Below are 14,125 nucleotides of genomic sequence, written 5' to 3' on the forward strand. Positions count from 1 at the left end.
GTCAGATATCTATATAACAAGATTCAGCTTTCTGAATCAGTCTTTTGCTTTAACTGAATTAGCAATCCGGTCTGCAACGGTTAAAGGCACATCACCAACAACCGTTATAAAACGATCATCCTGCGCTTTTCCGACAGCAACAACATCCCCCACCCGGGTCACGCCTTCAAGTGAAGCCTGCTGTTTCAGCTCTTCAACACATACAGTAAATGCATTTTTACCGTTAGAAAAGACTGCAACTTCCGCTGTAGAAGTGCGTCCGTTCTTCACCGGCGAATAGCCTTCAGGAACCCAGCCAGGCTGCCAGGATGACGCATCGGCAGCAACCAGTGTTTCATGCTGTTTAATATATTTAGTGAGACTCTGGTTAAGACGAATAACATCAGGTTCACCTTCAGCCGTAGCGGCAGTGCGATCACCGTACTGTGCCGGCAACACATCGGCAGAGACCGGTGTATTCGGCAGGATAAAACCGGTATTCGGTGTGCTTTGAGCTAAACCTTCATCTGCAGGAGCTGCACCGTACTGCTGTGCCCCCAGAATAACAACGGCAGTCACAGAGGCCGCCATTGCCATACTTGCCACAGGCTTCAGCAGGTACTCACGCCAACTAATTGTCCGCGTCGTCGAAGAGTCTCCACCCGGCTTCATTGTATAAGTCGGTTCATCATCCAGTGCCGCCATCACAGAGCTGCTGATGTCCATCACTACCGGAGACTCGTCCTGTTTCAGAACGGAACTGGCCAGGTGGTACCGTTGCCATTTTTCGCCGGACTTCTGATCTTCAGGCAGCCGTTTTAGCAGACTTCTTAACTCTAACTCACTGACTTCATTATCCATCAGAGCTGAGATAGTCTCTTGCTGATGATCACTCATTGCTGATCTCCTCACACACTAAAAGTAGTACGCATTTCACCTTTTCTGTATACAACACAGGATCTCTCAATCCTTATTGTATAAACGGAGCAATTTCTTTATCGATTGCTTCACGTGCCCGGAATATTCTGGAACGTACGGTGCCCACCGGACAATCCATAATATTCGCGATATCTTCATAACTAAGCCCCTCAAACTCACGTAACGACAGAGCCGCACGGAGATCTTCAGGGAGCTTATCTAATGTCTTTCTTACCACTTGTGACAACTCATCGCGGTATAAGTTGTTTTCCGGGTTCTCAATATCTCTCAGACCCCGGCCACTCTCTAACTGATGCGCATCGTCAACATCCACATCCATATCCGGAGGACGACGGCCCTTAGCCACAAGATGATTTTTGGCCGTATTAATCGCTATACGGTACAGCCAGGTATAAAACGCACTGTCGCCGCGAAACTTTGGCAATGCACGGTACGCTTTAATGAATGCTTCCTGAGAAACATCCATCGCCTCATGGTGGTCATACACATACCGCCCGATGAGACCAATAATCTTGTGCTGATACTTTTTTACCAATAAATCAAAGGCGGTCTTGTCACCCGCTTGAACCCGCTCAACCAACCTCTGATCAACCGATGCTTGGCTTTCGCTAGACATTCGTTTCCTTAATACAAAACTCTACAATAATGGCTATCTTATTCAGCCCGCAGGAAAAAATGAATGCCTGCTGTGCAATCAGCTCACCAATGACTGCTAAATCATAAAGTATGAACATGGTCAGCACGTTAAGTTCCACCAGCATCATGTTTTTGATAAATATTTTTCGGAATTATTATTTCAGGCTGGTGACAGCACCGCGTTCAGGCAATAATTAGCAGTTGATTAACAGCCTTTTGCTTGCGGACCTTTCTCATGGGTAAAGAATTTCAGTACGACGTTTTAATTATAGGCAGTGGTGCTGCTGGCCTGGGTCTTGCACTGCAACTGCCCGGGGAGCAACGAATTGCCGTACTGAGTAAAGCCAATCTGACCAGCGGATCAACGTATCAGGCACAGGGCGGCATTGCTGCCGTACTGGATAACACAGACACCCCGCAGGCACATATCGACGATACCATAACCGCCGGTGTTAACCTGAGCCGGCCGGAAGCTGTCAGTTTTACCGTCGAACAGGGTAAAAACAGCATCGACTGGCTGATAGATCAGGGCGTTCCTTTTACCCAGCATGACGGCGAATATCACCTGACCAAAGAAGGAGGTCACAGCCATCGGCGGATTATTCACTCTGCGGATGCTACCGGTCAGGCAATTCAGCAAACCCTGATTCAGCGGGCACAAGAAAGCAACAACATCGACCTGTTCGAAGACTGTATCGCCGTTGACCTGATTACCCGACGAAAACTCAACCTGGCCAACAACGCCTGCATCGGAGCATATGTCCTGAACAACAAGACAGAAAAAGTCGATGTGTTCAAAGCACGGGCGGTTGTGCTGGCAACAGGCGGAGCCAGTAAAGCTTACCTCTATACAAGTAACTCAGACGGCGCTTCCGGTGACGGCATTGCCATCGCCTGGCGGGCTGGCTGCCGCGTCAGCAACCTTGAATTCAATCAGTTTCATCCAACCTGCCTTTATCATCCTCAGGCAAAGTCATTTCTGATTACCGAGGCAGTGCGGGGAGAAGGCGGAAAACTGCTATTGCCTGATGGCAAACGGTTTATGGATAAGTTCGACCCCCGCGGTGAACTTGCCCCCCGGGATATCGTCGCCAGAGCCATCGACCATGAAATGAAGCGTCTTGGTTCCGACTGCCTGTTCCTCGACATATCCCATAAACCGGAAAGTTTTATCAAAGAGCATTTCCCGACGATTTACGAACGGTGCCTGAGTTACGGCATTGATATTACCCGCCAGCCTATCCCGGTAGTACCTGCTGCACATTACACCTGTGGTGGCATCATGACGGACAAACACGGTTGCACGGACATAGAAGGTCTTTATGCCGTTGGCGAAACAGCATTCACCGGGCTTCACGGCGCTAACCGTTTGGCAAGTAACTCATTACTGGAATGTATCGTTTACGCATCATCTGCGGCCCGGCATATCAGCGAGCACTTAAACACAGACTCGGTCATTCCCGACGTGCCAGGCTGGGATGAATCTCAGGTAACAGATTCTGATGAAGACGTCATTATTGCTCACAACTGGGATGAACTGCGCCGCTTTATGTGGGATTACGTAGGCATAGTACGCACAGACAAACGCCTGCAGCGTGCCAAACACCGGGTTGATCTGTTACAGCAGGAAATCACTGACTATTACAGCAATTATAAAATCAGCCGTGACTTACTGGAATTAAGAAACCTGGCGGTTGTAGCCGATCTGATTATCCGCTGCGCTATGCTTCGTAAAGAAAGCCGGGGCCTGCATTACACGCTGGACTATCCTGATACACATGCAGAACCCCGCGACAGCATTCTTACACCGATTAACTATGACTGGTAAGCAGCTCTGATTTTTACTTTGCAGCCTGCAATAAACTGTCTTTAATTCGCGCAAACCGGCAAAACATTCTGAATTGCCGGTACTGCGAAAACTCACTTAGCGAATCAGATAACACAATCAGATTCAGCGCTCCATTACCTGCCCCTTCCACTCTGACACGCATGGCCGTCAGCCAGGGCCAAAGCACCCGCTGTTCTATCCTAGTAACAGTCAGCCACTCACCTGAATGCAGGCAGATACTCAAATATTTATCTTTAGCCTGCCAGTGCAGTGCGATAACAGAACGGTCATGGGTAAGAGAAATATAGCGGCGCCAAACAGAGAAAAACATCAGCCCCAGCAACAGACTTAAAATAACATTCAGAAACCAGGGAAGGTGTAACAGCCAGACGCTGTAATACGCTAATAATGCCAGCCCGGCGTAAAGGACTCCAAGCTGGCGAGAAGGATATAGCTTAATCTTTAGCTGGCTGGACACGGTCAAGAATGATTCTGACGATACGCTGTAAATCCGGATCAGCAGGCTCTTCCCTCTCCATCAACCAGACGAACAGGTCTGTATCTTCACAGGCCAGCAACTTCACGAAGCGGTCCTGGTCTGCTTCATCAAGATCAGAAAAAGCTTCTTCAACAAATGGCACAAATAACACATCCAGCTCAAGCATACCGCGCCGGCTCTGCCATTTTAATCGTCGTACATCTTCTTCTGTATACATCTGCGGACTTCCTCAGCTTAATTATGCGGGCAATATATAAAGTAAGCGTACCCGGAGCAACCCCAGCATCCCAAAGTATTGATCTGACAACGGCGGATTATTGCCGCTTTCACAAAAGAAAACGGCAAAACCTGCCGCCCACCGTCTTACAAAAAATGAGAAAACAGATACACGAATCGACTGTTATGTGGCGACTTAAACCTGAATGTAAGTGCCCACTTTCTTCACAGGCACTGACTTAACGAAGGCTCCAGTATCAAAACCAATTTCTCTTAAAATCGCTATAAGCTAATAACGCCAGAAACCATGCATTTCAATCAGACTTTTTGATGTCATGGCACAGGAATTGCTTTATTGCTCCCTTACAAAGCCCGGCTTCCACCGGGTTAACAGCTGTAGGGATTGCTATGAATAGTCCAGCACCGCAACTCAATTCAGATTCACACGTGCCTCACCTGCACGGCCTGGCAAACTTAATGTCCAGGGTATACCACGGCGAAGACCTCACTGATCTCGGTCTCGACTTCATCGACCGTGGTGGCAAAGGTGATGCCCAGGCACTTTTTGATCTGTCAATTTTGCTGCAATTACGTGGACAGCCGGATACCGGCGTAGCAGTTCAGCAACAGGCGCTGGCAATTCAGCAGCACTTCTGTCTTGAGCCAACCATTAAGCGGCACACTGTTCGCTTACTGGCACTCGTCGCGCCCGGCAACCTGATGACCAATACACCACTGGAGTTTATCGCCGAAGGTGCCGGTTTCAGTATGCAGTTTCTCTATGTTGATCCCACCCTGCCATTTCCTCAGGAATTACCGGATCATGATATAGCAATCGTGGCACTCAGCGAGCTGGACCGGAACCTTGCAACGCTGGACTATATAAACAACTGGATTAGCCAGTGGCCCCGTCCGGTTCTCAATATGCCGGCACCTGTCAGCGTACTGGGAAGAGATTTAATCTGCCATCAGCTGCAAAACCTGCCGCACATTGAAATGCCGGTTACCATCCGGGTCAGCCGTGAAACATTATTTCAGGTCGCCGGGGGCAACCCGCCTCTTGAAGAACTCATTGTTGACGGCAATATGCCGGTTATTATCCGCCCGGTAGATTCTCATGCAGGTTATGGCCTGGAACGGCTCGATCAGCCTGAAGCCTTACAGGATTATCTTGCACGCTATAACGATGCAGAATTCTTTGTTTCCCGTTATGTGGACTATCGCAGCAAGGACGGCCAATTCCGAAAATACCGTGTTGTAATGATCGACGGCCAGCCAGAACTGGCCCACATGGCTGTCTCTGATCACTGGATGGTGCATTACGGAAATGCGGGAATGGAACAAAGCGCTGCAAAACGCTTTGAAGAGGCCGGCGCGATGGGTAACTTCAGGCAAGGCTTTGCCAAACGACACGCAGCAGCAATAAAAACACTGCATGAAACCGTTGGCCTGGATTATTTCGGCATGGACTGCAGTGAAACCCAGGACGGCAAACTGCTGATCTTCGAAGTGGGTGCTTCGCTGAACATTCACGCAATGGACTGTAGCGAAATGTATCCTTACAAACGCCCTCAGATGCAGCGGATATTCAATAACTTCCTGGCAATGCTACAGAAAAAAGCCCAACTGTCCGGATAAAACAGACACTCTGATATGCCGGCGCTGCAATGAGCGCCGGTCACTTACAGCTTTTCAGAACGGCGCGCCTGAGCCGGGCTGACACCAAAACGCTGCTTAAACTTTTTACCGAAATGACTCTGATCATTGAATCCCAGCTCCAGCGCAAGGTCCTTCAGAGAGACTTTACTTTCCAGTACCTGACGACGGGCTTTCTGCAACCTTAACTCAGTCATATAACGGTGTGGGGGCTCCCCCAGAGACTGCTTAAACATCCGTGCAAAGTGATAGCTACTCAGATTAGCGAGATCCGCCAGCTCCTCAAGACGAACCCCCTGCCCCAGATGCGCGTGCATATATTCGAGCACCTGACGTTTAACATGAGGTGCCAGCCCTCCCGAAATATCCGGCAAAGATTTCTCACGGGCATAATGTTGCAGCAGATAAGTCATCAACATATCAGCAGCACTGCTCAGGGTGAGCCGGTCCGCTGCCGATGTCCAGTTAAGTGGCATCACCACATTTCGGCATAAAGCATCAATCCAGGCGATATCTTCAAACGTCAGATCTGGCATCTGAACCTGTTGATCACGGTCCCAGATACGGGTTGTCAGCTCAGACAGCTTATTGTGATCAAAGTACAGATGGAAAAAGCGCAGATAGCCTGAGACTTCCCAATAAGACTCGTGCCCCTGCGGCATAACACACACCTTACCCGGTGCTCCGCCAGTCAGCCGCTGCCCTTCGCTGCTACGGCTGATATCGTACCCCCCGTCCAGATAACAACTGAGGGTATGATGAGCCGGCCCGTCATAAACAACGTAATCCTCAGCGTTCGACCAGACTGCCGCCGCAACACCGCTGCCAAGACTGACGCTTTGCTCAAGTGTCGCGTTAGAAGCATTTAACTGACTGAAAACCAGATAATCCTGGTGGCTTAACTGACTCATAGCTGACTGCCGTGTTCACGAACCTTTGTGTAAAAATCGCTAACCTTTCACCCTATGCTAATTCAGCTACCTGTTGCTGACCATTCCCCCGCAGACAAAACAGCAAGAATGTACCAAAAACGTTCAGAATGCCCGGACACTGCGCAATAAGCTACCAGCCATGAGATTACACCCGTGTCACACTTTAATCCGCTCCAAATCCAAACACAGTGGAAAACTCTATTATGCTGACAGCTTTTTTATACCTGTTAACAGTGATCATCTGGGGAACAACCTGGATAGCAATCAAACTGCAGCTGGGCGATGTCGCCATCGAGGCATCTATCATTTACCGGTTCTCGCTGGCGGCAATTGTTATGTTCAGCTTGCTGCAGCTGTTCAGAAAACGACAGCCCCTGACCCCAAGAGACCATCTTTTCTGTCTATTACAGGGAGCCTGCCTTTTTTGCGTTAACTTTTACTGTTTCTACCTTGCCACAGGCTATGTATCCAGCGGATTAATCTCTGTCATTTTCTCGCTGGCAACCGTATTGAATGCTGTGAATAACTGGATATGGTTTGGTAAACGGCCGACAACAAGGGTACTCTGCGGCGCCGTACTGGGCTTACTGGGCATCAGCATTCTGTTCTGGCCAGAATTGCAGCAACAGTCAGATATCTGGACACTGTTGCCCGGTATCGCCCTGGCTGCAGCGGGTACTTACTGCTTTTCACTGGGTAACATGCTCTCTGTCAGACATCAGAAACAGGGTCTGAAACCACCGACAACCAACGCCTGGGGCATGTTCTACGGTGTGGCTATTCTGTTTGTCATAAGCCGGATAAACGGTGTTGAATTCACCATCAGCTATGAGGCGAGCTACGTTTCTGCACTGTTGTATCTGGCTATTCCCGGAACGGTAATCGGCTTTACTGCCTATCTGATGCTGGTCGGGCGGATAGGCCCGGACTCTGCAGCCTATGCAACAGTGATGTTTCCGGTAGTCGCCCTGACGATATCCTCGTTATATGAAGGCTATAACTGGTCACCTGCAGCCATCGGTGGTTTACTCTTGGTTATCAGCGGCAATATTATAATCTTCAGTAAATTCAGGCTGCCTGCTTTCGGCTTCACAGGCCTGTCCAATGCCTCAAAGTAAAACGAAATTATGCACAAGACTCACTGGCTACAAATCCGTCACCGGTTACATCAACACCCGGAATTGTCCGGAAGCGAACAGGCAACGGCCCGGTTTATAGCCAGTCAGCTGCAAGACTTAGTACCTGACCGTCTGTATACCGATATTGGTGGTCATGGCGTCGCGGCCTGCTTTGACAGCCCGAACCCCGGAGCTACGGTCTTATTCCGGGCAGAACTTGATGCCCTGCCCATTAATGAAATAAACACTTTTGCTCACCGTTCAGTCACACCGGGCATATCTCATAAATGTGGGCATGATGGTCATATGACAATTCTGCTATCCCTTGCCAGTTATATAGCCAACAACCGGCCTGAACGGGGAACCGTCATCGTACTGTTTCAGCCGGCAGAAGAAACCGGAGAAGGTGCCAGAGCAATCGTTGCGGATCCTGTATTTTCAGAACTTGCACCGGACTACTGCTTTGCACTGCATAATCTGCCTGGCTACCCCATGGGCCAGGTCATGATACGCTCAGGCAGTTTCAACTGTGCTTCACGGGGCCTGACCGTCAGACTCACCGGAAAAACGGCCCATGCCGCTTACCCTGAAACCGGTATCAGCCCGGCCAGTGCCATTGCAGAACTTATTCAAACCTTGCCCGGCCTGGCTAAGAACATCACACAAGAAGAACTGGTAATGCTAACACTCATTCATTGCAAACTCGGCGAGGCAGCATTCGGCACATCCCCGGGAGAGGCAGAGCTTCTCGCCACACTGCGCACCGAGTCAGATTCAGCAATGAACCGGTTAATCGAGACCGTTACAGAGCATTGCCGCGCAGTGGCACAACAGCACAGTTTAAGCATCAGCTTTGAGTGGAATGATATCTTTGCCGCCAGCCGTAACGATTCTGAATGTGCAGACTATGTTGCCCGGGCAGCAAGTGAATACGGGCAACCGGTTCAATGGCTGGATGAACCGTTTCGCTGGTCTGAAGACTTTGGTGCCATAAGTGCTGCCAGCCGGGGGGCTATGTTCGCACTGGGCGCAGGTGAAACAACGCCACAGATACACAATCCTGACTACGACTTTCCTGATCAGTTAATTCCCACTGGCAAAGATATTTTCGCTGCTATTTACAGGCAGTTACTCAGATAAACTTAACCGCTATACTGCCCTCCCCGAAGAGAGACCCGAGCTGCACAGTGAAGATCCTGTTACTTTCCGCCTATGATGCCGACAGTCACCGATACTGGCATCAAAATCTGATCAGACAATTTCCTGAACATGAATGGACATTGCTGACCCTGCCGGCGCGCTACTTTGCCTGGCGGATCCGCGGCAACAGCCTGAGCTGGGCCTTCGGCGAACAACGCCCTCTGCTCGAACAGCCTTACGACCTGGTTATTGCCACCTCTATGACAGACCTTTCCGCACTGAAAGGTATGGTACCTAATCTGGCCAGCATACCGTCAGTTGTGTACTTTCATGAAAATCAGTTTGCCTATCCGGCAACGGACAATGCCCATAAAAGCGTAGAACCGCAGATTCTCAACATTTACACCGCTGCCTGCGCTGATCGCATCTTATTCAATACCACCTATAACCGGGACAGCTTTTTTAGTGGCGCACAGGCACTACTGAAAAAACTGCCGGACCATGTACCCGCAGGCCTGCTAACTCAACTCAGGGAACGTGCTTCTGTCCTGCCTGTACCACTGGAAAATGAGCTGTTTTCACCAGCCCAGAAGCTTCAAACAAAATTAACTGACTGGCGTGATAACGACCGGAAAGCATTAAGAATTGTCTGGGCAGCCCGCTGGGAATACGATAAAGGGCCAACACATTTACTGGCAATTTTAGAACAGCTGGAAAAACAGAACACCGACTACCGCCTTTGCCTGATGGGCCAGAGTTTTCGCCATTCCCCAAAGGAATTCAAACTCATTAGTGAACGCTTTAAGCACAGGCTGGTTCAGTTTGGCTACGCCGAAAGCCGTGAGGAATATCTTCAGTGGTTGCGATCTGCAGACGCTTTTCTGTCTACTGCATTACATGAATTTCAGGGGCTTTCAGTACTTGAAGCAGTCGCCTGCGGCTGTACGCCAGTTTTACCGGCACGTGAGGTATACCCGGCCCTGTTTGCGGAACAATATCTTTATAACTGCGCAGAAGATATTGATCAGGAAGCAACAGCTGCATGCAATAAGCTATCTGAAGCAGCGACAGAACGTGACACACGAATGCCTCCGGACGTCAGTTATATTAGCTGGAACAATCAGCGTGGAGCTTATGAAGACATGCTGAATTCAATCACCGCTAAAAACTGACTGACTTACTGGTAACCGCTTCCACCTTTTGCGGGAAACTGATAATCGAGGTCAGCGTATTAGAATGATGCAAACTGATCTGCTCACCTGTCGCATGGGCTTTATCATGGGTAGTGTGAGCATCAGTTACCAGCTCTACCCGATACCCAAGACCAGCCGCCCGCCTTGTAGTGGTATCCACACAGAACTCACTGGCAAAACCACAAATCACCAGTTGATCCGCACCGATTTCTGTTAGCTGAGACTGCAGATCTGTATCTAAAAACGCATCCGGTGTCGTTTTTCTTACTTGCCGGTCATCGACATCTGTAACCAGATCTTTCTGCAGCTGCCACGGTTCTGAATCCGCATGCAGACCATTTTGTGGACGTTCATGGTAAATAAATATCACCGGTACCGATGCGGCTCTTGCAGCCACCGTCACCCGGTTAATATTATCAATGGTCTGTTCAGCATTTGCCGGTAAAGGCTCCTGCTCAAAAAAAGCACGCTGCACATCAATCACAATAACTGCTTTAGCCATAAAACCAGCACCACTCCGGGCAAAATGAAATGATTGCTCAGTTTACATCTAACAACCTGAATTTTTTAGCCTGTTTAGTTGTCAGATCATTAACCGAAACTTCCCAATAACAACAAGACTTTTATGCCAACTTTCCTGAATCCCAAAACACTGATTAAAAAGTATTGGAAAGATATCGCCCTGATACTTATCGTTATTACAGGCATAACTGCCTGGCAGGAACGTAACTTACTGGCAGATAACCAGCCTGCTGAAAACTTTGAACTGCCGGTTCTTCAGTCATCTGACAGTTCTCTTATGTTCACGCCGGGCAAACAGACACTGGTGTATTTCTTTGCTCCCTGGTGCAGTATTTGTAAGCTCAGTATCGGTAATCTTGCGGCAATATCAGATGATGTAAACGCCGTAGCAGTCGCTCTGGATTACACTTCAACCAGTGAAGTCTCGGAATTTGTAGGCGAGCAGGAAGTTCAGGTGCCGGTATTAATGGGCAACCGCCTGGTTAGCAGTGCATATAAAATTTCTGCATTCCCAACCTATTATCTGATCGATACGGACGGCAAAATCGCTGAGAAAAGCATGGGCTACAGCAGCTCACTGGGACTGCGCTGGAGAACGCTCTGAACTAACTTCCGTATTTATCCCAATACCAACGCTCCACAGACGTAACATCCACCGGGCGGGAGAAGTAATATCCCTGAGAACACACACGTGAGTGCTGTTTGAGAAGTTCATAATGCGCTTCTGTCTCCACACCCTCTGCAGTGACATTCAGGCCCAGAGTATTACTCATCGCAATGATGGCATTCACAATCGAAAGATCACCATCATCATTAACGATATCCCGTATAAAAGAACGGTCAATTTTGAGCCGGTTTATCGGTAACTGCTTTAGCCTTGCAAGAGAAGAATAACCAATCCCGAAATCATCAATCGCCAAGTGAACACCAAGACTGCGCAGTGATTGCAGCACAAGTTCAGGCCGTTGCAAGTCAGTCATCAGGTAAGTTTCGGTGATTTCCAGCTCAAGAAAACTGGCTGGTAATCCGGTCTCTTCCAATACTCTTTCGACCAACTGATAGAAATCCCACTCCAGCTGTCCACCGGAAACGTTAACCGCGACATACTCAAAGACAAGCCCAGCATCGAGCCAGCGGCGTGCCTGGGCACAAGCCTCACGCAAGACCCACTCACCGAGGTTAATAATAATCCGGGAGCTTTCAGCAATATGAATAAAATAATCCGGGAAAACCAGCCCCCGCTCAGGATGCTGCCAGCGAACTAAAGCTTCTAAACCTTTCAGACCGCCTTCAGCACACAAGACCGGCTGATAATGAAGAACAAACTGGTTGTAAAGCAAAGCTTCCCGTAACTCACGCTCTACAACGAGAATTTCATTCGCCTGCTTAGCCATATCATGGTTGTAAACACGATAACTTTGCCGGCCTTCTGCCTTAGCCTTGTACATTGCAATATCAGCGCATTTCATCAGTTCCGATATACAGCCGCCATCGCGGGGATACATAGCAATACCAATACTGACATTCTGATAATAATCATGGCCCGCAACATCCATAGGCTCGGAAATACAAGTGATCAGCCGGGATGCTAAATGCTCAGCCTGTTCCACGCCCGGAAGATTCTGACAGACAACTGTGAACTCATCACCACTAAGACGGGCTACCAGATCATCCGGGTGGCAGCTCTGACGGATACGTCTGGCAACTTCCTGTAAAAGCTCATCACCGACAGCATGACCAAGGCTATCATTTATGTTTTTGAAGTAGTCCAGGTCCAGAAACAATACAGCAATATTCTGATCCCGGCGCTGAGCCCGGGCAATCGCCATATCCAGTTTCTGATTCAGTAACAGCCGGTTAGGTAGCCCTGTGAGATGATCGTAATGCGCTAACCGATCCAGCTTGGCCTGCGCATCTTTAGTACTGGAGATATCAGAGAATACAAAAACAAGACTGGTAAGGCTGTCATTTTCAGCATATACCGCAGACATGGTCATCCAGATTGGATAGATCTCACCGCTGGCACGTTTCGCCCATACCTCCCCCTGCCAGCATTTCCCCTCTGCGGCCAGTGAAAACAAATCAGCTACCCGGATGTTCCGGCGATCCTTGTTGGAAAGAAAATAAATAGGTTTACCCAGCAGATGTTCTTCAGTGTATCCGGATGTCTCCAGCGTTGCCGGATTAACAGCAATGATCCGAAAATCAACGTCCGTAATAACAATACCCTGGCCGGCACTGGCAAATACTGCCGCAGCCTGCCGAAGCTGATGCTCTATAAATTTACGTTCTGAAATATCCCGGCAGGTACAAATAAGTCCAACGGGCGCATTTGAATCATCACGGATAAGCGTCAGAGATACTTCAACATCAAATCTGCTCTGATCTTTCCGCTGACCAATAAGCTCACCCCGCCACTTACCTTCAGCAAGCACAACAGGGAAATATAACTCATTAATCAGCTCGACCTGATCAACAGAATACAGCTTACTCCAGTGCTCACCTATGAGTTCTTCAACCCGGTAGCCATATAATTCAGCCTCAGCAGGATTAACATAAACAAATAATCCCTCGGCATTATGAAGTGAAAGCCCCTCCATACCACTGTCAACGGCGTGACGCAGGCGGGCATGAAGATCATCATCAGGGGAATGAAAAGCAGAGTCAGTAAAAAATTCTACAAGCCACTGTGTTTCTGAAAGGAAGTTCAACCGGGCAGAGAGATTATGACCAAGCTCTCGGAGCAAAGTGCTCCAGAACTCTTCTGTCAGTATCTCGCCTGCAGAATGAAAAAGTTCTGATATCTTACAGCCTATAACATCAGCCGGACTGTAATTTAACAGTGCAGCGGCCTGCTCGTTAACAAAGCTGATCCGACCATCAGAATTAAAAACCAGTATCGCTGATACTGATATATACGTCTTATCCAAAGTAGCTGAGTCACCCACTACAACCGTATCCACTCAACCCCCTTACATCCAAGGATTACGCCGAGAGACATTTATAACATACGTTTGATTCTTAACACTAACGCATCACTAAAAAAACCAGCTGATAACAAACAGCCAGCTCTGTAAAGCACACAATCGGTTCCAAGGAAGCGACCTCTTGCTTAAAGAAAGTCTTAATTACATCTTTAACGATGACCTTCTATCAGCCAAGAGCCTGCCGACAGCGTCGTTTTCCTGCAGACGAAAAAAACCTGCTACAGCGTAGCGGCCTGTTTCTTAAAGAGAGTCTTAATTAGGTGCTTGGCGATGGTAGTTCTCACAGCAAGCTATGGATCACCGCTCATACCACGTTAGCGACAGGTTAGTTGCAGTACCATTTCCTGCAGACGAAAAAAACCCTGCTACAACGTAGCAGGGCTTTCTTAATTAGGTGCTTGGCGATGACCTACTCTCACATGGGGAAGCCCCACACTACCATCGGCGCTAAGACGTTTCACTTCCGAGTTCGGTAAGGGA

The 14,125-nt window shown here is 48.8% G+C and carries 13 protein-coding genes, 1 rRNA gene and 1 pseudogene; 6 read left to right on the forward strand and 9 right to left on the reverse strand.

Going from position 1 to position 14,125, the window contains the following annotated elements; translation table 11 throughout:
• Nucleotides 1-36 precede the first annotated feature (36 nt).
• Both JYB63_RS20580 and rpoE read right to left on the reverse strand, forming a co-directional pair.
• Nucleotides 37-876, reverse strand: a complete 840-nt coding sequence (locus JYB63_RS20580) for a MucB/RseB C-terminal domain-containing protein (RefSeq protein ID WP_205659812.1) — start codon at nt 874-876, stop codon at nt 37-39.
• Between the two features lie 73 nt (nt 877-949).
• Nucleotides 950-1,534 carry an RNA polymerase sigma factor RpoE gene (rpoE, locus tag JYB63_RS20585; RefSeq protein ID WP_205659813.1) on the reverse strand — a complete coding sequence of 195 codons (585 nt, stop codon included), beginning with the start codon at nt 1,532-1,534 and terminating at the stop codon, nt 950-952.
• A 255-nt stretch (nt 1,535-1,789) separates the two neighbouring features.
• On the opposite strand from rpoE, the gene nadB reads away from it, so the two are divergent.
• Complete coding sequence (gene nadB / locus JYB63_RS20590; protein ID WP_205659814.1) at nt 1,790-3,382, forward strand: L-aspartate oxidase; 1,593 nt, start codon at nt 1,790-1,792, stop codon at nt 3,380-3,382.
• Nucleotides 3,383-3,395: 13 nt separating this feature from the next.
• On the opposite strand, the gene JYB63_RS20595 is transcribed toward nadB, so the two are convergent.
• Both JYB63_RS20595 and JYB63_RS20600 read right to left on the reverse strand, forming a co-directional pair.
• The gene (locus JYB63_RS20595; protein ID WP_205659815.1) at nt 3,396-3,860 is read right to left on the reverse strand and encodes a protein YgfX; all 465 of its coding nucleotides are present in this window, start codon (nt 3,858-3,860) and stop codon (nt 3,396-3,398) included.
• Entirely contained in the window at nt 3,838-4,098 is a 261-nt protein-coding gene (locus JYB63_RS20600; protein WP_205659816.1) for an FAD assembly factor SdhE, read from the reverse strand. Before JYB63_RS20600 ends, JYB63_RS20595 begins: the two co-directional genes overlap by 23 nt.
• Nucleotides 4,099-4,574: 476 nt before the next feature.
• On the opposite strand from JYB63_RS20600, the gene JYB63_RS20605 reads away from it, so the two are divergent.
• Nucleotides 4,575-5,735, forward strand: coding sequence for an ATP-grasp domain-containing protein (locus JYB63_RS20605; protein ID WP_205659817.1), 1,161 nt, complete (start codon nt 4,575-4,577; stop codon nt 5,733-5,735).
• Nucleotides 5,736-5,779: 44 nt separating this feature from the next.
• On the opposite strand, the gene JYB63_RS20610 is transcribed toward JYB63_RS20605, so the two are convergent.
• Nucleotides 5,780-6,664, reverse strand: coding sequence for an AraC family transcriptional regulator (locus JYB63_RS20610; protein ID WP_205659818.1), 885 nt, complete (start codon nt 6,662-6,664; stop codon nt 5,780-5,782).
• Between the two features lie 224 nt (nt 6,665-6,888).
• Here JYB63_RS20610 and JYB63_RS20615 point away from each other — a divergent pair, with 224 nt between their 5' ends.
• The 3 genes from JYB63_RS20615 to JYB63_RS20625 are packed head-to-tail and all read left to right on the forward strand — an operon-like array spanning nt 6,889 to nt 10,115.
• The gene (locus JYB63_RS20615) at nt 6,889-7,803 is read left to right on the forward strand and encodes a DMT family transporter (protein ID WP_243432092.1); all 915 of its coding nucleotides are present in this window, start codon (nt 6,889-6,891) and stop codon (nt 7,801-7,803) included.
• 9 nt (nt 7,804-7,812) lie between these two features.
• Nucleotides 7,813-8,943, forward strand: a complete 1,131-nt coding sequence (locus JYB63_RS20620; protein ID WP_205659819.1) for an amidohydrolase — start codon at nt 7,813-7,815, stop codon at nt 8,941-8,943.
• 47 nt (nt 8,944-8,990) lie between these two features.
• Nucleotides 8,991-10,115, forward strand: coding sequence for a tRNA-queuosine alpha-mannosyltransferase domain-containing protein (locus tag JYB63_RS20625; protein ID WP_205659820.1), 1,125 nt, complete (start codon nt 8,991-8,993; stop codon nt 10,113-10,115).
• Here the strand turns inward: JYB63_RS20625 and JYB63_RS20630 are convergent.
• Nucleotides 10,105-10,638 carry a cysteine hydrolase family protein gene (locus JYB63_RS20630; protein WP_205659821.1) on the reverse strand — a complete coding sequence of 178 codons (534 nt, stop codon included), beginning with the start codon at nt 10,636-10,638 and terminating at the stop codon, nt 10,105-10,107. The genes JYB63_RS20625 and JYB63_RS20630 overlap by 11 nt on opposite strands.
• 123 nt (nt 10,639-10,761) lie before the next feature.
• Between JYB63_RS20630 and JYB63_RS20635 the strand changes: the two genes are divergently transcribed.
• Complete coding sequence (locus tag JYB63_RS20635; RefSeq protein ID WP_205659822.1) at nt 10,762-11,262, forward strand: redoxin domain-containing protein; 501 nt, start codon at nt 10,762-10,764, stop codon at nt 11,260-11,262.
• Between the two features lies 1 nt (nt 11,263).
• Here JYB63_RS20635 and JYB63_RS20640 read toward each other — a convergent pair whose 3' ends face one another.
• The 3 genes and pseudogenes from JYB63_RS20640 to rrf all read right to left on the reverse strand — a co-directional run.
• On the reverse strand, nt 11,264-13,405 hold the full coding sequence (locus tag JYB63_RS20640; protein ID WP_243432093.1) for a putative bifunctional diguanylate cyclase/phosphodiesterase: 2,142 nt from the start codon (nt 13,403-13,405) through the stop codon (nt 11,264-11,266).
• A 27-nt stretch (nt 13,406-13,432) separates the two neighbouring features.
• A pseudogene (locus tag JYB63_RS23695) lies at nt 13,433-13,621 on the reverse strand (PAS domain-containing protein); the annotation flags it as partial.
• Nucleotides 13,622-14,041: 420 nt separating this feature from the next.
• Nucleotides 14,042-14,125 (reverse strand): 5S ribosomal RNA (gene rrf, locus JYB63_RS20645); the annotation flags it as partial.

This window comes from Aliamphritea spongicola (genome assembly GCF_017051665.1).
Classification (GTDB): domain Bacteria; phylum Pseudomonadota; class Gammaproteobacteria; order Pseudomonadales; family Balneatricaceae; genus Amphritea; species Amphritea spongicola.

What these genes read in the sequence shown, in the direction of transcription:
- JYB63_RS20580 (WP_205659812.1), bottom strand. Translation starts at nt 876, where the DNA reads ATGAGTGATCATCAGCAAGAGACTATCTCAGCTCTGATGGATAATGAA.
- rpoE (WP_205659813.1), bottom strand. Translation starts at nt 1,534, where the DNA reads ATGTCTAGCGAAAGCCAAGCATCGGTTGATCAGAGGTTGGTTGAGCGG.
- nadB (WP_205659814.1), top strand. Translation starts at nt 1,790, where the DNA reads ATGGGTAAAGAATTTCAGTACGACGTTTTAATTATAGGCAGTGGTGCT.
- JYB63_RS20600 (WP_205659816.1), bottom strand. Translation starts at nt 4,098, where the DNA reads ATGTATACAGAAGAAGATGTACGACGATTAAAATGGCAGAGCCGGCGC.
- JYB63_RS20605 (WP_205659817.1), top strand. Translation starts at nt 4,575, where the DNA reads ATGTCCAGGGTATACCACGGCGAAGACCTCACTGATCTCGGTCTCGAC.
- JYB63_RS20610 (WP_205659818.1), bottom strand. Translation starts at nt 6,664, where the DNA reads ATGAGTCAGTTAAGCCACCAGGATTATCTGGTTTTCAGTCAGTTAAAT.
- JYB63_RS20615 (WP_243432092.1), top strand. Translation starts at nt 6,889, where the DNA reads ATGCTGACAGCTTTTTTATACCTGTTAACAGTGATCATCTGGGGAACA.
- JYB63_RS20620 (WP_205659819.1), top strand. Translation starts at nt 7,813, where the DNA reads ATGCACAAGACTCACTGGCTACAAATCCGTCACCGGTTACATCAACAC.
- JYB63_RS20630 (WP_205659821.1), bottom strand. Translation starts at nt 10,638, where the DNA reads ATGGCTAAAGCAGTTATTGTGATTGATGTGCAGCGTGCTTTTTTTGAG.
- JYB63_RS20635 (WP_205659822.1), top strand. Translation starts at nt 10,762, where the DNA reads ATGCCAACTTTCCTGAATCCCAAAACACTGATTAAAAAGTATTGGAAA.